Consider the following 24,667-nt stretch of genomic DNA (forward strand, 5'->3'; position numbering starts at 1 on the left):
CGAAGAACAACCGTTGGAGGTTTCGTGCACCAGGCCGCGTTGACCGTCGATCCCGCGTTCAGGATCGCCGAGGTCGACCCGAGGATCTACGGCTCGTTCGTGGAGCACCTCGGGCGCTGCGTCTACACCGGGATCTACGAGCCGGGACATCCGACCGCCGACGAGCACGGGTTCCGCCGGGACGTGGCGGAACTGGTCCGGGCGCTCGGCGTGCCCGTACTGCGCTATCCGGGCGGCAACTTCGTCTCGGGCTACAACTGGGAGGACGGGATCGGCCCGCGCGAGTCCCGGCCCCGCCGGCTCGACCTGGCCTGGCGGTCGATCGAAACCAACGAGGTCGGCGTCGATGAGTTCGTCGGCTGGACCCGCCGGGTCGGCAGTGAGCCGATGATGGCGGTCAACCTCGGTACCCGGGGGGTGGACGCCGCCCGGAACCTGCTGGAATACACCAACCACCCGGGCGGGACGTACTGGTCCGACCTGCGGCGGCAGCACGGCAGCCCGGAGCCGCACGACATCAAGCTGTGGTGTCTCGGCAACGAGATGGACGGCCCGTGGCAGACCGGGTTCGCCACGGCCCGGGAGTACGGCCGGCTGGCGGCGCAGACCGCCCAGGCGATGCGCCGGGTCGACCCCTCCATCGAGCTCGTCGCCTGCGGCAGCTCCGGCAGCGGGATGCCGACCTTCGGCACCTGGGAGGCGACCGTACTGGAGGAGACCTACGACCTGGTCGACTACGTCTCGGTACACAGCTACTACCAGGAGCACGACGGCGACCGGGACAGCTTCCTGGCCAGCGCGGTCGACCTGGACCGGTTCATGGAGTCCGTGGTGGCCACCTGCGACCATGTCCGGGCGGTCGGCAAGCACCAGAAGCGGATCAACCTCTCGGTCGACGAGTGGAACGTCTGGTACCAGAGCCGGTTCGTCGGCGAGGAGAAGCTCGACTGGGCGGAGGCGCCCCGGCTGATCGAGGACGTCTACTCGGTGGTCGACGCGGTGGTCGTCGGTGACCTGCTGATCTCGCTGCTCCGGCGGGCCGACCGGGTCAAGATCGCCTGTCTGGCACAGCTCGTCAACGTCATCGCCCCGATCCGCAGCGAACCGGGCGGACCGGCCTGGGTGCAGCCGACGTACCATCCGTTCGCGCTCACCTCCCGGCACGGTCGCGGCACCGTGCTGCGGGTCGAGCCGACCGGCCCCCGGCACGACACGGCCCGGCACGGCGAGGTGTCGACGCTCACCGCGACCGCCGTCCGGGACGACGAGTCCGGTGCGGTCACCCTCTTCGCGGTCAACCGGGACCAGCGGGAACCGCTCGCCCTCGACGTCGACCTGCGGGCCTGCGGCGACCTCGCGGTCGGGGAGCACGTCGCGCTGCACGACGCGGACCCGGAGGCGACGAACAGCGCCGAGGCGCCCGAACGGGTGACGCCGAGCCGGCGCGGCGAGGGCAAGGTCGACAACGGGCGGCTGGCAGCGGTGCTGCCGCCGCTTTCCTGGAACATGATCCGGCTGACCCCGACCGGCTGAACCGCGTGGCCTCGGCGGCCGCCTCCGGGCCGCCGAGCGGGGGTCCCGGCACCGTCGGGTGGCTCGCCGTCCCGGATCAGGCAGACGAGGGGCGGCGACTACGACGTGGTCGAGAGGGCTGTGGTGCGCTTGCAGGGGCTGCGACGGGATGGGTATGGTCGCTCGGATGGTGGGCACGGCCGATCGGGAGAACGCTGCCGAGCTGGCCCTGACGGCATTCTGCTGGTGGCGCGCCGACCTACGGCAGGACGTATGCGAGGCCTACTGGCGCGACGTGCACGGAATCATGTTCGCCCGCGTTCCCGGCCTGTGGCAATATCGGCAACTGCGCCTTGCAGCCAATCGACCCGATCTCTGGCCAGCGACCCGGGGCATCTCGTTCGAGGCGTCAGAGGTGGCTCAGCCTCACGGCATGCCCCACGGGCTCTTCCTGAGCGAGGCCGACCTGACCGCGTTCGGCAGCAATCCGATCGCGATGGAGACGATTCCCAACGACGTCCACAACTTCATCGGCCGCATCGGTGCCCAGCTCTCACCCCCCGGCCGCGGCCGCACCCTGGTCGACCGCATCGACAGTCCCACCGTGCAGGGCCCACCCCCAGTGCCAACCTTCGCTGTCTGCCTTGTTCCGAGAGCCGGAGCCGCATCGGCCGAGGCGTTCCACCGCTACCTGACCGACCATCTCGCACACCCGTGGAGCGGGCACCCGGATGTCCTGCGTCTGCGCGTCGAGCCGCTTCCCCCGTACCAGGAATCGGCGATGAGTTCGCCTGGTGTACCGCACCGGTGGCCGAACGACGACACCTACCTTGGCTGGATCGAGCTCGCGGTGCGCGACGAGGACGTCATCCGCGATCTCCTGGCGGACGCCGACGACGGACTTGCCCAATACGTGCGAGCAATCCACACCTACCCGGTACGCGAGATCTACACGATCATCTCTGTGGGCCGACCGACCGAGGTCGGCCTGCGCGGCTATCCGGCGGTGCAGACGATCATCGCCGCAGGAGCCGACGACCAGCGTGGTGAGGCCGTGCTGAACCGCCTCTTCGGCGATGCCGCGCGCGGGCTCGACCGGCTCCGGCGAACCTGAACTGAGGCCCAACTCGGGGCGGGCGGAAGAGTCAGCATGGGAAGGCGGCCGCTCAGATGGCGGCAGGCGCCTCTCCGACACCGGAATCCGGCTCGGCGGCGGCCATCCGCTCCCGCAGGCTGCGGGGACGCAGGTCGGTCCAGTTCGCCTCCACGTACGCCAGGCAGTCGTCCCGGGACTGCGGGCCGTCCGCGCCGAACGCCACCGTCCAGCCGGCCGGTACGTCCACAAAAGACGGCCAGAGCGAGTGCTGGTCCTCATCGTTGACGAGCACCAGATACTGCCCGTCCGGGTCCTCGAACGGATTCGTGGTCATGCGTCGATCCTTTCCGGGTCGTCGGCGGCGGCGCCGTTCGACTGGGTGGGCAGGGGTGCCGGCTGGTCGGCGGCATCGGCTCCGAGCGCCGAGAGCGGCAGGTCGGGCCGAGCGAGGGCCGAGGCGAGCAGCCCGAGCAGGTCGTCGGTGAGCCGGCGGGCGGTCGCCGGGTCGAAGAGCTCGACCGCGTACTCCAGTTCGCCGTGCACCGGGCCGTCGCCGACCGGCTCGTAGAAGCTGACCGTCAGTTCGGCCCGGGTCGTCCCGGTCGGCACCGACGCGAACCGCAACGCCGCCCTGCCGTCCGGACCGTCCAACCCGGCCTCCTCGTGGTGCACCAGCATCACCTGCGGCATTGTGGCACCGTCCGGCAGGATGCGGCGGACCGCGTCGAACGGAACGTCCTGGCGGTCGAAGGCACTCAGGTCCGCCTCCCGGATCCGGCCGAGCAGTTCGGTGAAGGTCGGGTCGCCGCCGGTGTCGATCCGCAGCAGCAACGGGTTGACGAAGCAGCCGACCAGGTCGCCGAGGGCCGGCTCGGTCCGGCCGGCGACCAGGGTGCCGATCGGAACGTCCGGGCCGGCGCCGATCCGGTGCAGCAGCGCGGCCAGCGCGGCCTGGAACACCATGAACATGCTGGTCCCGGTCTGTCCGGCCAGCTCGTCGACGGCCCGGTGCGACGCCGCGTCGAGCACGAACTCGACCCGGCCGCCGCGCCCGGAGAGCGCCGCCGGTCGCGGCCGGTCGGTCGGCAGGGCCAGCCGATCGGGTACGCCGGCAAGCGCTCCCCGCCACCAGTCGAGTTGCCTCGCGTGCCGGCTGCCGGGGTCGGCCGGATCGCCGAGCAGGGTACCCGCCCAGCGGGCGTAGTCCGAGTAATCGACCGGCAGCGGCGACCACTCCGGCGGCCGGCCGGCGATCCGGGCCGCGTAGGCGGTGCCGAGATCCCGGACCAGGGGCACCACCGACCACTCGTCCACGCCGAGATAGTGCATGGTCAGCAGCAGTACCGAATCGTCGTCCAACCCGGTCAGCAACCGGGCTCGCAGCGGCGGTTCCCGGGTCGGGTCCACGCCGTCGCCGACCAGTTCGGCGATCCGGTCGTCGAGCGGCAGCCCGCTCGCCGGCAGCACCTCCAGCGGTGCCCGGGCGGTCACCGGCACCGGCACGGGTTCGCCGGCCGCACCCGCCGCGAGCGCGGTACGCAGCGGCTCGTGGCGCTCGATCACGTCGGTCAGTGCCGCCGCCAGCGCCGGCAGGTCCAGCGTCGCCGCGCCACCCGACCCATTGGCGGCCCGGACCAGCAGGGCGAGGTCCCAGCCGGTCCGGCCGGACGGGTTCCGCTCGGCGCCGCCGCGGTGCCGGTCCCACCAGATCTGTTGCACCGGGGCCGCGACCGGCGCGGCGCTCTCCGGCGCCGGGAGCAGCGCCGGACGCTCCGCCACCGCCCCGGCGAGCCGGTCCGCCAGCCCGGCCACGGTCGGCGCCTCGAAGATGTCCCGGACCGCGAGGTCGACGCCGAGCACCGCCCGGACCCGGCCGAGCAGCCGCATCGCCGCCATCGAGTGCCCGCCGAGGGCGAAGAAGTTGTCCGAGATCCCCACCTCCGGCAGCCGGAGCACCTCCGCGACCAGGTCGGCGAGAGTCCGCTGTGCCGCAGTGACCGGCACCTCGTCGCCGGTCAGCGCCGCCCAGTCCGGCACCGGCAGGGCACGCCGGTCCAGTTTGCCGTTGGCGGTCAGCGGCAGCGGCCCGTCGAGCACCAGCACGGCGGCCGGGACCATGTAGTCGGGCAGGAGTTCGGCGGCGTGCGCGCGTACCTCGGCGGGCTCGAGCGGTCCGGCCGCCGGCACGACGTACCCGGCCAGTCGGGTCAGGTCGGCGTCGCGGTGCACCACCACCGCCGCCTGGCGTACCCCCGGGTGTCGGGCCAGCACCGCCTCGACCTCGCCCAGCTCGATCCGGAAGCCCCTGATCTTCACCTGGTCGTCCACCCGGCCGAGGAAGTCCAGGATGCCGTCGGCCCGCCACCGTGCCCGGTCACCGGTGCGGTACATCCGGGCCCCGGCCGGGCCGTACGGGTCGGCGACGAAGCGCTCCGAGGTCAGCCCGGGACGCCCGAGGTAGCCCCGGGCCAGACCGCGCCCGCCGACGTACAGCTCGCCGGCCACCCCGGGCGGCACCGGGCGGAGCCGCTCGTCCAGCACGTACGCCCGGGTGTTCGGGTCGGGCTGGCCGATCGGCACCGCGGCCGACCAGTCCGGCGCGGCCCGCCAGAGCGTCGAGTTCACCGTCGCCTCGGTCAGCCCGTACGCGGCGTGCAGCCGCAGCCGGCGTGCCCACCGGCCGATCACGTCCGGCGGCACCGTCTCGGTGCCGACCAGCACGGTCAGTCCGGCCGGCAGTTGGCAGTCCGGCGGCAGCGCCGACACCAGGGACGGCGGCAGGATCGCGTGACTGACCCGCTCCCGCTCCAGCAGTTCCACCAGGGGCCGGCCCGGTGCCCGGACCTCGTCCGGGGCGATCACCAGCCGGCCACCGGCACAGAGCGCCATGGCCAACTCGAAGACGAAGACGTCGAAGCCGGTCGAGGCGAACTGGAGTACTCGGGAGGAGTCGTCCACCCCCATCCGGTCGACGGCGGTCGCGACCAGGCTGCCGAGCCCCTCGTGCGGCACCACCACCCCCTTGGGCCGGCCGGTGCTGCCCGAGGTGTAGATGACGTACGCGCACTGGTCCAGTCCGGCCGGCACCGCCGGTCCGGTCCGGTCCGCCGGCTTCGGCACCGGCTCGGGCTGGAGCGGCCCGACCAGCAGCCGGTGCACCCCGACCAGCTCCGGCAGCCGCTGCGCGGCCTCCGGGGTCGTCACCAGGATCCTGGCGCCGGAGTCCTCGACCATGTACCCCAGTCGGTCGGCCGGGTGGCCGAGGTCCAGCGGCAGGAACGCGGCGCCGAGCCGCAGCACCCCGAGCACCACCGCCACGGTCTCCAGCGAGCGCGGTACCGCCACCCCGACCACGGTTTCCGGGCCGACGCCATACCCGGCGAGCAGCCGGGCGATCCGGGCCGCCTCGGCGTCCAGTTGCGCGTACGACAGGATCCGCTGCCGGTCGACGACGGCGACCGCCTCCGGGGTCCGCGCCACCCGCCCGGCGAACATCGCCGGCAGGGTCTCCTCCGGCACCGCCCGGCCGGTGGCGTTGAACTCGCGCAGCACCCGGTCCCGCTCGTCGCCGACGAAGACGTCGATCCGGCCCAGCGACGCGTCAGGGTCGGCGACGACCGCCCGGGCCAGCCGGAGCAGCCGCGCACCGAGCAGCGCCACGGTCTCCCGGTCGAACAGGTCGGTCCGGTACTTCAGCAGGCAGCTCAGCGCCTCCTCGACGGTCCCGGCCGGGTCGCCGGCGGACTCGGCGAAGTCGAAGACCAGGTCGAACTTTGCCGCCGAGGCGTCGACCGGCTCGTCGGTGACGGTCAGCCCGGCGAGACCCTCCCACCCGGCGGTGCGGTTGCGGTGCACCACCATCACCTGGAACAGCGGGTTCCGGGAGACCGAACGGGCCGGGTTGACCGCCTCCACCACGGCCTCGAACGGCACGTCCTGGGCGGAGAAGGCGGCCAGGTCGGTCCGGCGTACCCGGGACAGCAGCTCGGTGAAGCTCGGATCGCCGGACAGGTCGGTCCGGAGTACCAGGGTGTTGACGAAGAACCCGACCAGGTCGTCGAGGGCCGCGTCGTCCCGGCCGGCGATCGGCGCGCCGAGCGGGATGTCGGTGCCGGCACCGAGCCGGTGCAGCAGCGCCGCGACCAGCGCGTGCGCCACCATGAACAGGCTGGTGCCGGTGCGGGAGGCGAGCCGGCGCAGCCCGGCGCCGACCTCGGCGGGCAGCGGCACGGAGAGTTCGGCCCCGGCCGGGTCCGGCCGCCCCGAGCGGGCCCGGTCGGTGGGCAGCACCAGCTCCTCGGGCATGCCGGCCAGCGTGGTACGCCAGTGGTCGAGCTGCCGGGCGGCGAGACTGCCCGGGTCCGCCGGGTCGCCGAGCAGCCGGCGCTGCCAGAGCGTGTAGTCGGCGTACTGGACCGGCAGCGGCGCCCAGTCCGGCGCCCGTCCCGCCCGCCGGGCCGCATACGCGGTGCCGATGTCGCGCAGGAACGGCCCGTCCGACCACTCGTCGGTGGCGATGTGGTGCAACACCAGCACCAGGACGTGCTCCGGCTTCCCGCCCGGAGCCGGGTGGACGGCGACGAGGGTGGCCCGCAGCGGCGGTTCGGTGGTCAGGTCGAAGGGGCGGCGTACCACCTCCCGGACGATCCCGGCCACCTCTGCCGGGGCAGCGGTGAGCGTGGCCAGCACCGGCACGGCCTCGGCCGCCGGCAGTACCCGCTGGTAGGGCCGGCCGTCGTGCTCGGCGAGCAGGGTGCGCAGCGTCTCGTGCCGGCCGGTCAGGTCGGCCAGCGCGGTACGCAGCGCCGCGACGTCCAGGGTTCCGCGCAGCCGTACCGCGATCGGGAAGTTGTAGGCCGCCGACTCCGGAGCGAGCTGCTGGAGCATCCAGAGCCGCTGCTGCGCGAAGGAGAGCGGCAGGACGGCGGGGCGTTCAGCTGCCCGGACCAGCGGGCTCCGCGCAGCCCTTCCGCCGGCCGCGCCGTCGGACCCGGCGGCGCCGAGTCGAGCGGCGTCAGTCCGGACGCCGCCGGTCCAGGCAGCGTCGACCCGGGCGGCCAGTTCGGCGACCGTCGGCGCCTCGAACAGGTCCCGGATCGCCAACTCGGCGCCGAGCGCCACCCGGGCCCGGCTGACCAGCCGGATCGCCAGCAGGGAGTGACCGCCGAGGTCGAAGAAGTTGTCGTCGACACCGACCTCCGGCACGCCGAGCAGTTCGGCGAAGAGGGCACGGATTGCCTCCTCGACGGCGGTGGCCGGCGGGCGGGATGCAACACCGGCCCGGACCGCCGGCGCCGGCAGGGCCGCCGTGTCGAGCTTGCCGTTCACGGTCAGCGGCAGCCGTTCCAGCGGCACCAGCGCGGCCGGCACCATGTAGTCCGGCAGCCGCCGCTTCAGGTCGGCCCGGAGGGTGGCCAGCACGGTGTCGTCGTCGGCCACCGTCCACTGTGCAGCGCGAACCAGGTAGCCGGCGAGCCGGCGCACCCCGGGACCGCTCGTGGAGTCGACCAGCACGGCGGCGTGCGCCACCAGCGGGTGATCGGCGAGCGCGGTCTCGACCTCACCCAGCTCGATCCGGTACCCACGGATCTTCACCTGGTCGTCGGTGCGCCCGAGGAAGTCGAGGTTCCCGTCCGGCCGGCGCCGGACCAGGTCACCGGTGCGGTACATCCGCTCCCCCGGCGCGCCGTACGGGTCGGCGACGAACCGCTGCGCGGTCAGCCCGAGCCGCCGGTGGTAGCCCCGGGCCAGCCCGATTCCGCCGATGTACAGCTCACCGGGGGCACCGGGCGGGACGAGTCGCAGGTACGCGTCGAGCACGTACGCCCGGGTGTTCCAGATCGCCCGGCCGACGGTCGGGGTGGCGCTGTCTGCGGTCCCGCCGCCCAGGGTGTTGATGGTGTACTCGGTCGGCCCGTACAGGTTGTAGCCGGCCGTACCCTCGGTGTCCCGCAACCGGTTCCAGACCGCCTCGGAGACCGCCTCGCCACCGAGCAGCACCAGCACCGGCCGGTGCCGGCCAGTTCCGTCCTCGGCCGGACCGGACCGGTCGAGCAGGCCCTCCTCGATGAGGTGGTGGGCGTAGCTCGGGGTGACGTTGACGACGTCGATCCGGTGCCGGTCGCAGTAGCCGACCAGCGCCTGCGCGTCCCGGCGCAGCTCCTCGTCGCAGACGTGCACCTCGTGCCCCTCGACCAGCCAGAGCAGTTCCTCCCAGGACATGTCGAAGGCGAACGAGACGGTGTGCGCGATCCGCAGCCGCCGGCCGCCGGCCGCCGCCACCGTCGGGTCGAAGATCGCCTCCCGGTGGTTGAGCTGCATGTTCGTCAACCCCCGGTACGGCGTCACCACTCCCTTCGGCCGCCCGGTGGAGCCGGAGGTGTAGATCAGGTACGCCGGGTGTTCCAACCGGTGCGGATCGGTACGGGCGAACCCGGCCGGCAGTTCGGCGTCGGTGAGCGGCGTACCGGGCACTCCGGCCAGCTCGGCCAGTACCGCCGGATCGTCGAGCGGCACCGCCGGGATGTCGGTCGCCGGCAGCCCGGACCGGGCGGGTGTCACCGTCAGCAGGCACATCGGCGCGGTGTCGGCGAGGACGAAGGCCAGCCGCTCGGCCGGATGGTCGAGTTCCAGCGGCAGGTACGCGGCTCCGGTGCGCAGCACCGCGAAGAGCGCCACCACCATCTCGATCGACCGGGGCAGCGCCAGCGCGACCACCCGTTCGGGGCCGGCGCCCCTGGCGACCAGCCGCCGGGCCAGCCGGTTGATCCGGGCGTCGAACTCGGCGTAGGTCAGGGTGCGGCCGGCGAACACCAGGGCGATCTCGTCCGGTGTGCGGGCGGCCTGCTCGGCGAGCAGGTCGGCGACGGACTCGGTGCCGATCGGGTGCCGGGTGGCGCTCCACTCGGCGGCCAGTTCGGCCCGTTCCGCCCCGGTGAGCAGGTCGAGCCGGCCGACCGGGAGATCCGGCTCGGCGACCAGCCGGGCCAGCAGCGCGACGAACCGGTCGAGCAGTGCCCCGGCCGCCGGGGCGGGTACGACGTCCGGGCGGTGGTCCAGGGCGACCCGGAGCCGCTGCGCCGGGGTCACCACCAGGGTCAGCGGATAGTGGGTGGCGTCCACCCCGGCCACGGCGGCGATCCCGTGCCGGTCCCGAAGCCGGGCCGACTCCCCCTCGTCGACGAAGTTCTGCAACACGTAGAGCGTGTCGAAGAGCCGGGCGTGCCCACTGGCCCGCTGCACCGCGCCGAGCCCAAGGTGGTCGTGCGGCATCAGGTCGATCCGCTGCTCCCCCAGCCGGCGCAGCAGCCGGAGCACCGGCTCGGCGGGCTCGGCGGTGACGCGTACCGGCACGGTGTTGAGGAAGAGCCCGATCGTGTTCTCCACGTGCGGCACGTCCGCGTGCCGGCCGGCGACGGTCATCCCGAAGACCACGTCGGTGCGGCCGAGGTGACCGCCGAGGACCAGCCCCCAGGCGGCGGTGAGCACGGTGTTGAGGGTCAGCCCGTGCCGGCGGGCCAGCCCGCGCAGCCGGTCGCCCAGCGCGGCCGGCAGCTCGGCCCGGACCCGGTGCGGGACGACCGGCGCCAGGTTCGCCTCCGGGGCGACCAGGGTCGGTTCGGCGAGTCCGGCGAGGGCATCCCGCCAGGCCCGGGCGGCCCGCTCGGTGTCCTGGCTGGCCAGCCATTCCAGATGGTGCCGGTAGGAGCCGGCCGGTGGCAGGTCCCGGTCGTCGCCGTCGCGCTCGTAGAGGGTGAAGAGCTGCTCGACGAAGAGCTCCTCGGACCAGCCGTCCCAGAGCACCAGGTGGTGACCGACGACCAGCCGGTCCCGGTCGGCGCCGAGCCGGAGCAGGAGCAGCCGGCACAGCGGTGGCCGGGTCAGGTCGAACCGGGTACGCCGGTCCTCGGCCATCAGCTCGGCCATCCGGGCCCGCTGGGCCTGCGGGTCGAGGTCGGTCAGGTCCACCTCGGTCACCGGCAGTTCCGGACCCACTCCGACGAACTGCACCGGCTGGGGCAGCCCGACACTCGCGAACCCGGCCCGCATGCCGGGGTTGCGGGCCAGCAGCGCGGCGCCGGCCCGGCGCAGCCGGTCCAGGTCCAACCGGTACCCGAGGTCGAAGGCGTCCTGTGCGGTGTAGACGTCCAGGGCCGAGGTGTCGTAGCTGGCGTGGAAGTACAGCCCCTCCTGCAACGGTGAGAGTGGCCAGATCTCCGCCACCGGCACCGGGCTGGTCCGCTCGATCCGCTCGATCTCGTCCCGGCCCAGCGTCAGCCCGGCCGCGACCACGGGCCCGTCCCCGACCCGACCAGGGGCAGTGGTGGCGGCGGTGACGGCGGCAGCGGCGGTGACGGCGGCAGCGGCGGTGATGGCAGCGGTTGCGGGGGCGGCGGCGGTGACGGTGACGGTGGTGGCGGCGGTGAGCTGGTGGAGCGCGGCGCGCCACTCGGCGGCCAGCCCGGTCACGTCCGGCTCGTCGAGCACGCCGTCCGGCCACGTCCAGGTCGCGGCCAACGCCGGCCCGGCCGGGGTCTCGGTGGCGACCACGTCGACCTGGACCAGGTGGGACAGGCCCAGCCCGCCGTTGACGACGGCGATCGCGTCGGACTCCGCCGCCGGCGTCCAGTCCTGCCCGGTGCCGCCGGGGAACCGGCCGTAGTAGTGGAACAGCACCTGCGCCGAGGAGAGTCCGGCCAGCACCGGTGCCGCCTGGGGGTTCAGGTGGCGCAGCAGCCCGTAGCCGAGGCCGCCGTCCGGGACCGCCCGGATCCGCTCACCGACCGTGGCCAGCACCTCGACCGGGTCGGTGCCGGCCGGCAGGCGTACCGGTGCGACGCTGGTGAACCAGCCGACGGTACGGGACAGGTCGAGGTCGGGCTCGACCTCCTCCCGGCCGTGCCGTTCGAGGTCGACCAGCAGGTCGGCGGCACCGTCTCGGCCGTGCCGGTGCTGCCACCGGGTCACCGCGAGCCGGAGCGCCGCGAGCAGTACCCCGGTGACCTCGCCGCCGACCGCCGCCGGTACGGCGGTGAGCAGCGGCAGCGTCTCGGCCGGATCGAGGCGTACGACGTGCTGGCGGGCCGGTCCCGTCGGCGGTCGGGACCGCGCCGGCAGCAGCTCCGCGCCCGGGGCGAGCGTCTCGACCCAGTGCGCCAGTTCCGCCAGCCGTTCGGGGCGGTGCGCGTGCTCGCCGAGCACCCGGGCGTACCGCCGCAGCGGGGTGCCGACCGGGGCGAGCCGGGCCGGCCGACCGGCCCGCACCGAGGCCCAGGCGCTGGCCAGGTCCGCCAGGAGGATCCGCCAGGAGACCCCGTCGACCACCAGGTGGTGGGCGGCGAGCAGCAGCCGGCCGGGCCGGTCGCCGCAGTCGAACCAGACCGCCCGGAGCATGCTCCCGTCGTCCGGGTCGAGCCGGTCGGTGGCGGCGGCGGACTCGGCGGCCAGCACGGCACGCAGCCCGGCGTCGTCGAGCCCGGTCACGTCGACCCGGCGTACCAGGTCGATCGCCCGCACCGTGCCGGCCGGTCGCGTCTGGAGCGACCAGAGCACCGAGGCGATCCGGTGCAGCCGGAGCCGCAGGCCGGCGTGCCGGTCCAGCACCGCCTGCAGGACGGCGGCCAGCGACCCGAGGTCCAGTTCGGCCGGTACGACCAGCAGCGTGCTCAGGGTGAACCGGTCGATCGGCAGGCCCGTGTCCCGGAGCCAGTGCACGATCGGCAGCAGCGGTACCTCACCCGTCTCGTCCGGATCCGCGACCGGCTCGACCGGGGCGACGGCCGCCCCGGCTGACACGGTGGTCCGCTGCGACGTCCCGGCGGCGGTCGCCGGGCCCGTCGCCGTCGGGGGGTCGCCCGGGGACAGGGCCGCGTCGCCACCGCCGGCCCCGGCCAGCGCCCGTGGGGTCCGGTGCCGGAAGACGTCGCGGGGTGCGATCGCCAGGCCGTGCCGGCGGGCCCGGCTGGAGACCGCGATGGAGAGGATGCTGTCGCCGCCGAGGGCGAAGAAGTCTCCGTCCGCACCGACCTCCGGCAGCCCGAGCAGCTCGGCGAAGATCTCCCGGAGCAGCCGCTCGGCCGTCCTGCCCCCGTCGGGGCGCACCGCCGGGTCCGGATCGGACAGCACAGCCGGTGCCGCCGCGGCGGGAGCCGTCGTCACCGCGGCCTGTGGGGCAGGCAGGGCGGCCCGGTCGAGCTTGCCGCTCGGGGTCAGCGGCAGGGCGTCGAGCAACACGAACCGGCCCGGCACCATCGACTCGGGCAGCCTGGCCCGGACCGCCGCCCGGACCGCCTCGACGTCGAGCCGGTGCCCAACGACCGGCACCAGGTAACCGACCAGCCCGGTCCGGCCCCGGCCGTCGACCCGGGCGGCCGCGACCGCCTGCGCCACCCCCGGCACGGACCGGAGCACCGTCTCCACCTCGCCGAGGTCGACCCGGTGCCCCCGGATCTTGACCTGGTCGTCGTCGCGCCCGACGTACTCGAGTACACCGTCGGTGCGCCACCGCACCAGGTCGCCGGTGCGGTACATGCGCTGCCCCGCCGGCCCGTACGGGTCGGCGACGAAACGCTGCGCGGTCAGCCCGTACCGGGCGTGGTAGCCGTACCCGAGTTGGGTGCCGGCGACGTACAGTTCGCCGGGTACGCCGGGCGGCACCGGCCGGAGGCAGTCGTCGAGCACGTACAGCCGGGTGTTGGCCACCGGGCGGCCGATCGGCACCGTACGCTCCGCGCCGCCGTCATTGGCCCACCAGGTGACCTGCACCGCGGTCTCGGTCGGCCCGTAGAAGTTGTCCAGCGCGGTGCCGGTGTGCGCGTGCCAGCGCCGGGCCAGTTCCGGCGAGAGTGCCTCGCCGCCGCAGGAGACCCAGCGCAGGCTGGCCGCCCAGCCGGGGTCGGCGGTCAGTTCGTCGGCGAGCAGGAACGCCTCGACCAGCGACGGTACGAAGGTGACCGCGGTGACCCGGTGCCGGCGGACCAGCCCGGCGAGCCGGCCCGGGTCACCGGCCTCGTCCTCGCCGGGCAGCACCACGGCGGCACCGGCCGACAGCGGCCAGAAGATCTCCCAGACCGAGGTGTCGAAGCCGGCCGGCGCGAGTTGCAGCATCCGGTCGTCGGTGCCGAGCCCGAACCGCCGCTGCGACCAGGCGAGCTGGCTGACGATCGCCCGGTGGCCGACGAGTACCCCCTTCGGGCGGCCGGTGGAACCCGAGGTGTAGATGAGGTAGGCCGGGAGGTCGGGTCCGACGTCGGCACCCGACGGGTCACCGCCGCCGATCGGGTCGTCGCCGCCGATCGGGTCACCGCCGCCGCCCGCCGGCGCCATCGGTTCCGCCGTCGCGGAGACCAGCAGCTGCGCCACCCCGGCCGGCCGGGGTAACCGGCCCATCACGTCGACCGTGCAGACCACGGCCCGGGCGCCGGAGTCCGCGAGCACGGCGGAGAGCCGCTCTCCGGGGTGCGTGACGTCCAGCGGCAGGTACGCGGCGCCGGCCTTCAGGGCGCCGAGCAGCGCCACCACCAGCTCGGCCGACCGGGGTACCGCCACCGCGACGACGTCGCCCGGCCGGATCCCCCGGGCGGCCAGCCGCCGGGCCAGCGCGCTCGCCCGGCGTTCCAGCCCGGCGTAGTCGAGCCACCGTTCGCCGTCGATCAGCGCGACCGCGTCCGGCGTCCGGCCGGCCTGGGCGGCGACCAGTCCGTGCAGGGTCTCCGACGGCACCGGGGCGACCGGACCGGTGAGCCGGGTCAGCGCGGTGTCCCGGTCGGCCGCCGGCAGCAGGTCGATCCGGCCGACCGGCCGGTCCGGCTCGGCGACGAACGTGCCGAGCAGCTCGGCCAGGCCGGTCCGGAGCCGGCGTACGGTAGCGGCGTCGATCCGCTCCGGGTCGTACTCCACGGTGAGATCCAGCGACCCGCCGGCCGGGGACACCAGGAGGGTGACCGGATAGTGGGTCGCCTCCCGGAACTCGACGCCGGCCAGGGTGAGCCCGCCGGACCGCCCGGTCGGGACCGGGTCGACGGGATGGTTCTCCAGCACCACCAGGGTGTCGAACAGCTCTCCGCCGCCGGCCAGCCGCTGGATCGCCGGCAGCCCGAGGTGCTGCGCGTCGAGCAGCTCGGCCTGCTGCCGCTGGAGCCGACCGGCGAGTTCGACCAGCGGTTCCGCCGGACTCCAACGCAGCCGGACCGGCAGGGTGTTGATGAAGAGCCCGACCATCGCCTCGACGCCGTCCAGTTCGGCGGGCCGGCCGGAGACGGTACTGCCGAAGACGACGTCACGCCGGCCGAGCTGCCGGCCCAGCAGCACCGCCCAGGCGGCGTGCAGCACGCTGCCCACGGTCAGCCCGGCCGCCCGGACCCGGCCGGCCAGTCCGGCGGCCACCTCGGGCGGCAGCACCACCCGGGTCCGCTCGGGGTCGAACATCCCGGCGTGTCCCTCCGCGACCTCGGCGGCGAGCCGGGTCGGACCGTCGAGTCCGGCCAGCGCCGCCCGCCAGGCGTCACCGGCCGCCGCCCGGTCCCGACCGGCGAGCCACTCGAGGTACCGCCGGTACGGGGTGACCGGCGGTAGCCGGTCCGGCTCGCCACCGGGTGCGTACCGGGCGAGCAGGTCCCGCAGGGTCACCCCGGCCGACCAGCCGTCGGTGACGATGTGGTGGTGGGTGAGCAGCAGGCGGTGCCGCTCGGCGGTCAACCGGACCAGTACGCAGCGCAGCAGCGGCGGCCGGGTCAGGTCGAACGGTGCGGCCCGTTCCGCCTCGGCCAGCGCCTCGAACTCGGCCGTCCGCTCCGGTTCGGGGTACCCGGTCAGGTCCACCTCGCGCCACGGCAGCGCGATCCCGTCCGCGACCAGTTGTGCCGGCCGCCCGTCCGCAAGCTGCGGGAAGGCGGCCCGCAGCGGGGCGTGCCGGTCGAGCACGTCCTGTCCGGCCCGGCGCAGCGCGGCGGCGTCCAGCGGTCCACGCAGCTCGATCACCTGCTGCACCCGGTACGGGTCCCGCCGCGCCCCGGCGGCGACCGCGTGGAAGTAGAACCCCTCCTGCAGCGGGGTCAGCGGCAGCACGTCGGCGACGGCCGGTACGGCGGCGGCGACGGCGTCCACGTCCTCCTGCCGCAGTGCCAGCAGCGGGAAGTCGGACGGGCTCGGTCCGCCGGCCCCCGGTCGGGCGGCGTGCCGGAGCAGTGCGTCCAGCGCGGTGAACCAGCCCTGCGCCAGTTCCGTCACGTCCGCCTCGGTGAGCAGCGCCGCCGGCCAGGCCCAGGTCACGCCGAGCCCGGGGCAGTCCGGCCGGTCCTCGGTGAAGGCGTTCACCTCCAGCGTGTACGGCGCCACCGGCATGCCCGCGTCGAAGCCACCGGCGAGCAGGCCGAGTCCGGGCAGCGCGGTCCAGCAGCCGTCGACTGAGGACTCCACGCCGAACCGGCCGAGGTAGTTGAAACTGATCTGCGGCTGCGGCAGTCCGGCGAGTACGGCGGCGGTCTCCGGGTTGAGGTGCCGCAGCAGCCCGTACCCGAGGCCGTGGTCGGGGATGGCCCGCAGCCCCTCCTTGATCCGTTTCAGGGCCCGGCCGGCGTCCTCGCCGCCGGCCAGCGCCTCGTCGAGGTCGATCGGTCCCGGGTCGAGCCGGACCGGGAAGATGCTGGTGAACCAGCCGAGGGTGCGGGACAGGTCGACGCCGTCGGCGAGCTGCTCCTCCCGGCCGTGCCCCTCCAGCGCGACCAGCGCGGGGCCGGGTGCGCCGGTCCCCCTCCGCCGGCGCCAGTCGGCGAGCGCCAGACCGAGCGCGGTGAGCAGCACGTCGTTCACCCCGGCGGAGAAGGCCGCCGGGATGCTGGTGAGCAGCGGTACGGTCTGCTCGGCCGGCAGCCGCAGGGTGAGCCGGCGGACGGTGCCGAGGTCGCCGACCGGGTCCAGCGGGCGGTCCGCCAGTGCCGGGTCGCCGCCGCGCAGCAGCTCCGTCCAGAGCGGCAGTTCGGCGGTCCGCTCTGCCGACTCGGCGTCGGCGTGCAGCAACTCGGCCCAGCGTCGCAGCGGGGTGCCGACCGGCTCCAGCCGGGGCGTCCGGCCGGCCAGCACGTCGGTCCAGGCGGCGGCGAGGTCGGGCAGCAGGATCCGCCAGGAGACGCCGTCGACCACCGCGTGGTGCACCACCACGACCAGCCGGCCGGCCCGGTCCGGGCCGGCATCCAGCCAGACCGCCTGGAGCATCACGCCGGCCTCCGGGGCGAGGCGGCCGCCCGCGACGTCGGCGGCGCCGGTGATCCGGTCCCGGATCGCCTCGTCGGTCAGCCCGGCGACGTCGATCCGGCGCAGCCGGTCTGCCGCCGGCACCGTGCCGGGGGCCGGCACCACCAGCCGGCCCGGACGCTGCGGGGTGGCCCGGTGCAGCCGGGACCGGAGTACGTCGTGCCGGTCCAGCACCGCCTGGAGGGTGGCGGCCAGCCGCTCGGCGGTCGCCTCGGCCGGTACCCGGACCGCCAGCCACTGCGCGAACGCGTCGATCGACCCACCGCATTCGTCCAGCCAGCGCATGATCGGGGTGAGCGGGAACTCCCCGACCCCGGCCGCGGGGTCGTCCTCGACTCCCCGGGACAGCGACTCGGCCACCTGCGCCAGCTCGGCGACGGTACGGCGCTGGAAGACCTGGCGCGGCGTGACGACCAGCCCCGCCTGCCGGGCCCGGATCACCAGCTGGATCGAGACGATGCTGTCCCCGCCGAGGGCGAAGAAGTCGTCCTCCACCCCGACCTGCGGCAGCCCGAGCACCTCGGCGTAGAGGGCGCAGAGCACCTCCTCGCGGGCGTCCCGGGGCCGGGCTCCGGTGCTCGGCGCCGCGAAGTCCGGCGCCGGCAGGGCGGCCCGGTCCAGCTTGCCGCTGGGCAGCACCGGCAGCTCGTGCAGCGGTACGAAGGCGGCCGGCACCATGTGGTCGGGCAGCCAGCCGCGGGTGTACCCGCGCAGCTCGGCCAGGAGAGCGGTGACGTCCCGGAACGGCGCCGGCCGGTCCAGCGCCGGTACGACGTACGCGACGAGCCGCTGCTCACCCGCGCGTCCCGGGCGGGCCAGCACGACGACCTGGTTGACCGCTGGATGCTGGGCGAGCACCGACTCGATCTCACCCGGCTCGATCCGGTACCCCCGGATCTTCACCTGGTCGTCGGCGCGGCCGAGGAACTCCAGCCGCCCGTCCGGCAGCCAGCGCACCAGGTCACCGGTGCGGTAGAGCCGCCCGCCGGCCGGCCCGTACGGGTCGGCGACGAAGCGCTGCGCGGTCAGCCCCGGCTGGCCGAGATAGCCCCGGGCCAGGCCGGTGCCGCCGAGGTACAGCTCGCCGGTGACGCCGACCGGCACCGGCTGGAGGGCGGCGCCCAGCACGTAGCACCGGGTGCCGGGGTCGGGGCGGCCGATCGGCACCACGCCACCGGGCGGGGTGGCCGGATCGCACTCCCCCAGCGTGGAGTTGACCGTCGCCTCGGTCGGCCCGTACGCGTTGAACATCGGCCGGTCCCGGGCCCACCGGGCGACCAGCTCCGGGGAGACCCGCTCGGTACCGGCCAGCAGGGTCGCCCCGGCCGGCAGGGTCAGCTCCCGGGGCATCGCGGCGAGCAGCGCGGGCGGCAGGATCATGAAGGTCACGCCGTGCCGGTGGGCGTACTCGGTCAGCGCCGGGCCGGGCACCCGCCGCTCGGCCGGCACCACCACCAGCCGGCCGCCGGAGAGCAGCCCGAGGCAGAGGTCCCAGAACGCCACGTCGAAGCTGGGCGAGGCGAACTGGAGTACCCGGCTGTGCGGCCCGACGCCGAGCCGGGCGCGCTGGGTGGCGACCAGCTTGGTCACCCCGGCGTGCGAGACCACGACCCCCTTGGGCCGGCCTGTGGAGCCCGAGGTGTAGATGACGTAGGCGGCGTTCTCCGGGGCCAGCGCCGGGAACCCGGCCGGGCCCGGTCCGATCTGACCGATGTCGGTCAGCTCGTCGAGCAGCAGCCTCGGCAGGTCCGGGGTGTCCGGCAGGTCGTCGGCGAGCGCGGCCGTGCTGACCAGGCAGACCGGCCGGGCGTCGGCGAGCATGAAGCCGATCCGCTCGGCCGGGTAGTCCCGGTCCACCGGCAGGTAGGCGCCGCCGGCCTTGAGCACCGCCACCTCGGCCACGATCATGTCCACCGAGCGGGGCAGGCAGAGCGCGACCACCCGCTCCGGCCCAACCCCCCGGGCCCGCAACGCGTGCGCCAGCCGGTCGGCCCGGGCGTCCAGCTCCGCGTAGCTCAGTTCGACGTCCTCGCAGACCACCGCGACCGCCCCGGGAGCACGGCGGACCTGCTCGGCGAAGAGCTCCGGCCAGGTCGCCGAGGGCTCCGGCCGGACCGTGGAGTTCCACTCGACGAGGATCCGGTGCCGGTCCGCCGCCGTGGGCCCGGCCTGGGTCGCCGGACCGGCCGCTGGCGCCGGACCGGCCGCGGCGCGGTTCAGGTCACTTCTGGGCACGACGAGATACCGCCTCTCGCGAGCGGGTGGAAACGGTCCGGGTGGAGGTGTCAGGGCTCGCCGCGGCGGTCAGCCGTAAGCCGGTCAGTCGTCAGCCGGTCAGTCGTGCGCCGGTCGGTCGTGCGCCGTGCGCGGTCAGCCGTCGCCGAGCAGCGGCAGGATCTGGTCCAGCGCGTACGGGACGCTGAGCACGGTGCTGAACGAGAGCGCGGCACCGAGCGGCGGGTCCTCGTACGGCAGGAAGACCGCCCGGTTCTGCTTCGCCACGTCGAGAGTGGCGTAGACCCGGTCCGCCTTCACCCGCGGTTCGGCGCTGGCGTCCGAGGTGAGGAAGAGCAGCCTGTCGACGTCGACCAGGTCCAGCCGCTCGGAGCCGATCTCGGCGGCGTACTCCTTGCCGATCGCCTGCACGATGTTCTCCGGCACCGTGAAGCCGAGCTGGGTCATGAAGACCACCTTCGGATCACTCGGTGCGAAGACGGCGTACTTGCCGGCCTCGTACGGGTCGACCACCGCGACCGTCCTGCCGGCGAAGCCGGGGTGTTCCTGCCGGGCCCTGGCGAACCGGGCGTCGACGTCGGCGATCAGCTTCTCGGCCTGCTCGGGCTTGCCCAGCGCGCGGCCGGCCTGCCGGGTCATCTCCTGCCACGGTGCGGCGTAGTCGTCGAAGCCCTTCGGCTGGGCGACGGTCGGGGCGAGCTGGGAGAGCTTCTGGTACTGCTCCTGGGTCATCCCGGAGTAGAGCCCGATGATCAGATCCGGACGCAGCGCGGCGATCTTCTCGAGGTTGTAGTCGTCCCGCTCACCGACGATTTCCGGCGGGCTGCTGCCCCACAGCGGCTGCGCCCACGGCCACTTGCCGTACGGCCGCTCCAGGAACCAGTCGATCGCACCGACCGGCACGACACCGAGGGCGAGCACCGGGTCCTGGTCGCTGAGTCCGAGCGTCACCACCCGGGTGGGCGCCTTGGTGACCTCGGTGCTGCCGTACTTGTGCTCGACCGTCACCGGGAAGGTGCCACCGGCGTTCGCCGAGGGCGTCGGGTCGGCGCCGTCGTCGCCACCGCCGCAGCCGGCCAGGCCGAGTACGAGGACGGCCAGCGCCGCCACCAGTCGGACGACCGGGCGTGGGCCCATCGGGCGGGCAGGTGTCGTGGACATCGGCTCCTCTTCGGTCTCTCGGGTCCCGTCGCGCCCTCGGCGAACGGGTGGAAGTACGGTCGACGGACCGGGCGCGCCGGGCCGGCTCGGAATGCGGGGTCGCACGACGGTTGCCGGATGGTCAGGGAACGGCATCGGCGCCTGGTTCCGATGACGGTGATAGTAAGGTAATCCTTACCTAACCTCAACAGCTTCGCCGGAATGGACCTCCCCAACCATCGAAGCCGTGAACTAAGGTATACCTACCCTAAGAAGCGAACGCCCTGCACGTTGCGCCGAACGAATCCCGAGGACCGTGTGACAATCGACCAGGCGCCACCGGTGCGCCGACCCGCGCCCGCCCGGACGGCGGGTCACCGACCCGCTCGCCCGGTCGGGTACTTCCTGGTCGCCACGATCGTCCTGATCGCCCTCTCCCTGCTCTCCGTGGCGGTGGGCAGCCGGCAGATCCCGCTGGACCAGGTGGTGCAGACCCTCCTCGACCGGGCCGGCGCGCGGGTCGGCGCCCCGCAGATCGAGGCGATCGTCTGGGGCGTACGCCTGCCGCGCACCGTGCTCGGCCTGCTGGTCGGGATGGCCCTGGGCCTCTCCGGTGCCCTGATGCAGGGGCTGACCCGCAACCCGCTCGCCGATCCCGGCCTGCTCGGCGTCAGCGCCGGTGCCGCGCTCGGCATCGTCGTCGCGATCGCCTGGTTCGGCATCGCCACGCTCTACGGCTACATCTGGTTCGCCTTCGCCGGTGCCCTGCTGGCCAGCGTGGTGGTCTACCTGCTCGGCGGACTCGGCCGGGGCGGCTCGACCCCGGTCAAGGTGGCGCTGGCCGGCATCGCGATCACCTTCCTGCTCAACTCGGTGACCAGCGCCGTCGTGCTGCGCGACCCGGAGGCGTTGAACCGCTACCGGTTCTGGGCGGCCGGCTCGCTCAACGGGCCGGGCTTCGGCACCATCACCCAACTGCTGCCGTTCCTGGCCGTCGGCGCCATCCTCGCGCTGGCCGCCGCACCGGCGCTGAACAGCCTCGCCCTCGGCGACGACGTCGCGGCCGCGCTGGGCCGCCGGGTCGGACTGGTACGTCTGCAGGGCACCCTGGCGGTGACCCTGCTCGCCGGGGCCGCGGTCGCGGTCGCCGGGTCGATCGTCTTCATCGGCCTGGTGGTGCCGCACGTGGCCCGCCTGATCACCGGCCCCAACCACCGCTGGCTGCTGCCGTTCACCATGGTGCTCGCGCCGAGCCTGCTGCTGCTGGCCGACATCGTCGGTCGGGTCGTCGCCCGACCGAGCGAGGTCGGTGTCGGCATCATCGCCGCGTTCATCGGCGGTCCGTTCTTCATCATGCTGGTCCGGCGCCGCCGGCTCGCGGAGCTCTGATCGGGGTGACCCTCCTCGACCTGCGCCGCACCGGCGGGCGTACCGCGTTCCGGATCAACCGGCCACCGGTCTCCGGCGTGCTCCTGGTCCGGTTGCTGCTCTGCTGCCTCGGGCTCGTCGTGCTGACGTTCGTGGTCTTCTGCGTCGGCATCGCCACCGGCGACTACCCGGTCAGCCCGCTGGAGGTGGTCCCCGCGCTCTGGGGTTCCGGCGATGCGGGCCAGGTCTTCATCGTGCGGGAGCTGCGGCTGCCCCGGGCGCTGACCGCCGTACTCGCCGGTGCCGCGTTCGCCGTCTCGGGGGCGATCTTCCAGACCATCACCCGCAACCCACTGGCCAGCCCCGACATGATCGGCATCAACGCCGGTGCCACCACCGCCGTGGTGGCCGCCATCGTGCTCGGCGGCGCCGGACTGAGCCTGCCGGCGCTGGGCCTGATCGGCGGGCTGGCCACCGCCGCGCTGATCTACCTGCTGGCCTGGCGGCGCGGCGCCACCGGCTACCGGATCGTCCTGGTCGGCATCGCCGTCTCCTGGATGTGCACCAGCGCCACCGACTACCTGCTGACCCGGGCCCAGTTGGCCGAGGCACAGGCGGCGCTCGGCTGGCTGGTCGGCAACCTCAGCGGCCGCGGCTGGGAGACGGTCCGCCCGCTCTCCGCCGCGGTGCTGGTACTGCTGCCCGCCGGGATGCTGCTCGGGCGGTGGAGCCGGACCCTGCACCTCGGCGACGACGTGGCGCAGGGCCTGGGCATCCCGGTGCAACGGGCTCGACTCTGCCTGGTGCTGGTCGGCGTCGCGATGGTCGCGTTCGCCACCGCCGCCACCGGGCCGGTGCTGTTCGTGGCACTGGCCGCACCACAGGTCGCCCAGCGGTTGGCGGGGCTCCCCGCGCCACCGCTGCTGACGTCGGCGCTCACCGGGGCGTTGATGGTCTCGGCCAGCGACCTGGTGGCCCGCTGGCTCATCCCCGACGTCGACCTCCCGGTCGGCGTGGTCACCGGGGCGCTCGGCGCGGCGTTCCTGCTCTGGCTACTCGTCCGGACCAACCGCGCCGGTTCTGGAGGCTGAAGATGACCGTGGACCTGACCATCGCCGACGCCACCCTCGACGCCCCGCCGTCGAGCGCCGCCGGGCAACCCGAGCTGCGGGCCGAACGGCTGCGCCTGGCGTACGGCGACCGGGTGGTCGTCGACGATCTCGACCTGGTGATACCGGCGGGCCGGATCAGTGTGATCGTCGGCGCCAACGCCTGCGGCAAGTCGACCCTGCTGCGGGCGCTGGCCCGGCTGCTCAACCCGACGGCCGGCAGCGTCCAGCTCGACGGCCGGGCGATCCACTCCCTGCCCACCCGGCAGGTGGCTCGGCAGGTGGGGATCCTGCCGCAGTCCCCGATCGCCCCGGACGGTCTGACCGTGATCGACCTGGTCGGTCGGGGCCGCTCGCCGCACCAGACGTGGTGGCGGCAGTGGTCGCTGGACGACGAGCGGGCGGTCTCCGATGCGCTCGCCGCGACCGGGGTCACCGAGCTGGCCGGCCGGCCGGTGGACGAACTCTCCGGTGGGCAGCGGCAACGGGCCTGGATCGCCATGGCGGTGGCCCAGCAGACCCCGGTGCTGCTGCTGGACGAGCCGACCACGTTCCTGGACCTGGCGCACCAGGTCGACGTACTCGATCTGGTGGTGGACCTGAACCGGCGGGACGGCCGCACCGTGGTGATGGTGTTGCACGACCTCAACCAGGCGTGCCGGTACGCCGACCACGTGATCGCGATGAAGAGCGGCCGGATCGTCGCGCAGGGCGAACCGTCGAGGGTGGTCACCGCCGAGGTGGTCGACGAGGTCTTCGGCCTGCGGTGCGAGGTGAGCATCGACCCGCTGACCGGCACTCCGCTGGTGATCCCGACCAGCCGGCACCACCCCCGGCCGCTGGTGCCGGTGGCCGTCGGCGCCTGATGGTCCGGTCAGGACCCCGCAGACGACCCGGCGGCCACCGTCCCCGCACCGGCGGTGATCAGTGAACCTTTTCAACCTCCCCTTGCGGTCCGTCGGAGCGCAAGGTTCGGACGCGGTGTGTGAGCGCCGCGCGGTTCAGGTTGAAACAGGTTCAGGCGCTGGCGCAGGTCGTCGTCGCGAGGTAGGGCCCGGTGTTGCTGTGCGGGTAGTACAGCGCGAGCGTGGTCGCCGGCCGGGTACCCGCCGGGCAGGTCTCGGAGAAGACCCAGCGCGGGGTGAACGGATCCGGCGCGCAGTGGTAGATCCTCTGGTCGTGCTCGATCGGGTAGCGGCCGTACATTTTAAGACCGTCGGCACTGCATGGTTGGGCCTGTGCGGCCTGGGCCGGTACGACGGTGAGCCCGACCGCCGCGCCGGCCCCGACGATCGCGACCACCGCGATCCGGGTGGCGAACTTCCTCATGGGATCCTCCCCTTCCGCACTCCCATCGATGACGGGATCGTTGGGTAATTAAACAAACTCGGGGCGGCTCAGCACAATAAGATCCCTCGATGTCCAGATGGAAAGCCGCCCCTGGACGGGAAGGCATAGCACGCGGGCCGGTCGCGGGTGCGAACGGCCCGCATGACCTCCGGGCGACCAGCGCGGTGGATGGCCTACCGGGCTCCGTCCTACACCCCGCACTCCGGCCAAGCGGGGCCAGTGGCCCGGCGCGACGCGTCACTCACGGGGTCAACTTCGGAACATCGGATCGCCGAAGGACGATCTCGGGCCACCACCGGCGACCGCGGCCTCGATGCAGTCGAGCCGGGCCCGGATCTCTTCGAGTTGGGCGAGGATCGCCACCTGCGGCTCGGCCACCGCACTGGACGCGGTACCGGCCGGAGCTGCGGGCGGCGCGGCTGCGGGGGCCCGGTGCCCACGCAGTGCCGCCAACTCCTCCGTCAGTGCGGAGATGGTGCTCTCGACCTGGTCCAGGAACTCGTCGACCTCCTGCTCGTCGTAGCCGCGTCGACCGAGCGGTGGCTTCCGGAAGGCGACGCTGCGGATGTCCGACGGAGTGAGGTGGGGCATGTGCGAGCCTCCCGGT

At 74.0% G+C, this 24,667-nt stretch carries 10 protein-coding genes; 5 read left to right on the top strand and 5 right to left on the bottom strand.

Annotation, left to right across the window (positions count from 1 at the left end):
* Nucleotides 1–24: 24 nt before the first annotated feature.
* Nucleotides 25–1,533, top strand: a complete 1,509-nt coding sequence (arfA, locus tag EV371_RS19135) for an arabinosylfuranosidase ArfA (protein ID WP_130463257.1) — start codon at nt 25–27, stop codon at nt 1,531–1,533.
* Nucleotides 1,534–1,699: 166 nt separating this feature from the next.
* Complete coding sequence (locus EV371_RS19140; protein WP_207230538.1) at nt 1,700–2,626, top strand: hypothetical protein; 927 nt, start codon at nt 1,700–1,702, stop codon at nt 2,624–2,626.
* Nucleotides 2,627–2,678: 52 nt separating this feature from the next.
* On the opposite strand, the gene EV371_RS19145 is transcribed toward EV371_RS19140, so the two are convergent.
* The 3 genes from EV371_RS19145 to EV371_RS19160 form a co-directional block, all read right to left on the bottom strand.
* The gene (locus EV371_RS19145) at nt 2,679–2,942 is read right to left on the bottom strand and encodes an MbtH family protein (protein WP_130463259.1); all 264 of its coding nucleotides are present in this window, start codon (nt 2,940–2,942) and stop codon (nt 2,679–2,681) included.
* Complete coding sequence (locus EV371_RS19150; protein ID WP_207230539.1) at nt 2,939–19,093, bottom strand: non-ribosomal peptide synthetase; 16,155 nt, start codon at nt 19,091–19,093, stop codon at nt 2,939–2,941. Before EV371_RS19150 ends, EV371_RS19145 begins: the two co-directional genes overlap by 4 nt.
* 135 nt (nt 19,094–19,228) lie before the next feature.
* Complete coding sequence (locus EV371_RS19160; protein ID WP_486484694.1) at nt 19,229–20,254, bottom strand: iron-siderophore ABC transporter substrate-binding protein; 1,026 nt, start codon at nt 20,252–20,254, stop codon at nt 19,229–19,231.
* Between the two features lie 297 nt (nt 20,255–20,551).
* On the opposite strand from EV371_RS19160, the gene EV371_RS19165 reads away from it, so the two are divergent.
* The 3 genes from EV371_RS19165 to EV371_RS19175 are packed head-to-tail and all read left to right on the top strand — an operon-like array spanning nt 20,552 to nt 23,576.
* Nucleotides 20,552–21,622 carry an iron ABC transporter permease gene (locus EV371_RS19165; protein WP_486484695.1) on the top strand — a complete coding sequence of 357 codons (1,071 nt, stop codon included), beginning with the start codon at nt 20,552–20,554 and terminating at the stop codon, nt 21,620–21,622.
* A gap of 5 nt (nt 21,623–21,627) precedes the next feature.
* Entirely contained in the window at nt 21,628–22,692 is a 1,065-nt protein-coding gene (locus EV371_RS19170; protein ID WP_130463261.1) for an iron chelate uptake ABC transporter family permease subunit, read from the top strand.
* Between the two features lie 2 nt (nt 22,693–22,694).
* A complete protein-coding gene (locus tag EV371_RS19175; protein WP_130463262.1) occupies nt 22,695–23,576 on the top strand; it encodes an ABC transporter ATP-binding protein in 882 nt (293 codons plus the stop codon).
* Nucleotides 23,577–23,727: 151 nt separating this feature from the next.
* On the opposite strand, the gene EV371_RS19180 is transcribed toward EV371_RS19175, so the two are convergent.
* Nucleotides 23,728–24,039, bottom strand: a complete 312-nt coding sequence (locus EV371_RS19180; protein ID WP_130463263.1) for a hypothetical protein — start codon at nt 24,037–24,039, stop codon at nt 23,728–23,730.
* 270 nt (nt 24,040–24,309) lie between these two features.
* Nucleotides 24,310–24,651, bottom strand: coding sequence for a DivIVA domain-containing protein (locus EV371_RS19185; protein ID WP_130463264.1), 342 nt, complete (start codon nt 24,649–24,651; stop codon nt 24,310–24,312).
* Nucleotides 24,652–24,667 lie beyond the last annotated feature (16 nt).

The sequence above is a fragment of the Plantactinospora sp. CNZ321 genome, assembly GCF_004217235.1.

Bases quoted from the DNA above. Each gene is read 5' to 3' on its own strand.
- EV371_RS19140 (WP_207230538.1), top strand. From the start codon at position 1,700: ATGGTGGGCACGGCCGATCGGGAGAACGCTGCCGAGCTGGCCCTGACG.
- EV371_RS19145 (WP_130463259.1), bottom strand. From the start codon at position 2,942: ATGACCACGAATCCGTTCGAGGACCCGGACGGGCAGTATCTGGTGCTC.
- EV371_RS19175 (WP_130463262.1), top strand. From the start codon at position 22,695: ATGACCGTGGACCTGACCATCGCCGACGCCACCCTCGACGCCCCGCCG.
- EV371_RS19180 (WP_130463263.1), bottom strand. From the start codon at position 24,039: ATGAGGAAGTTCGCCACCCGGATCGCGGTGGTCGCGATCGTCGGGGCC.
- EV371_RS19185 (WP_130463264.1), bottom strand. From the start codon at position 24,651: ATGCCCCACCTCACTCCGTCGGACATCCGCAGCGTCGCCTTCCGGAAG.
- EV371_RS19160 (WP_486484694.1), bottom strand. From the start codon at position 20,254: ATGTCCACGACACCTGCCCGCCCGATGGGCCCACGCCCGGTCGTCCGA.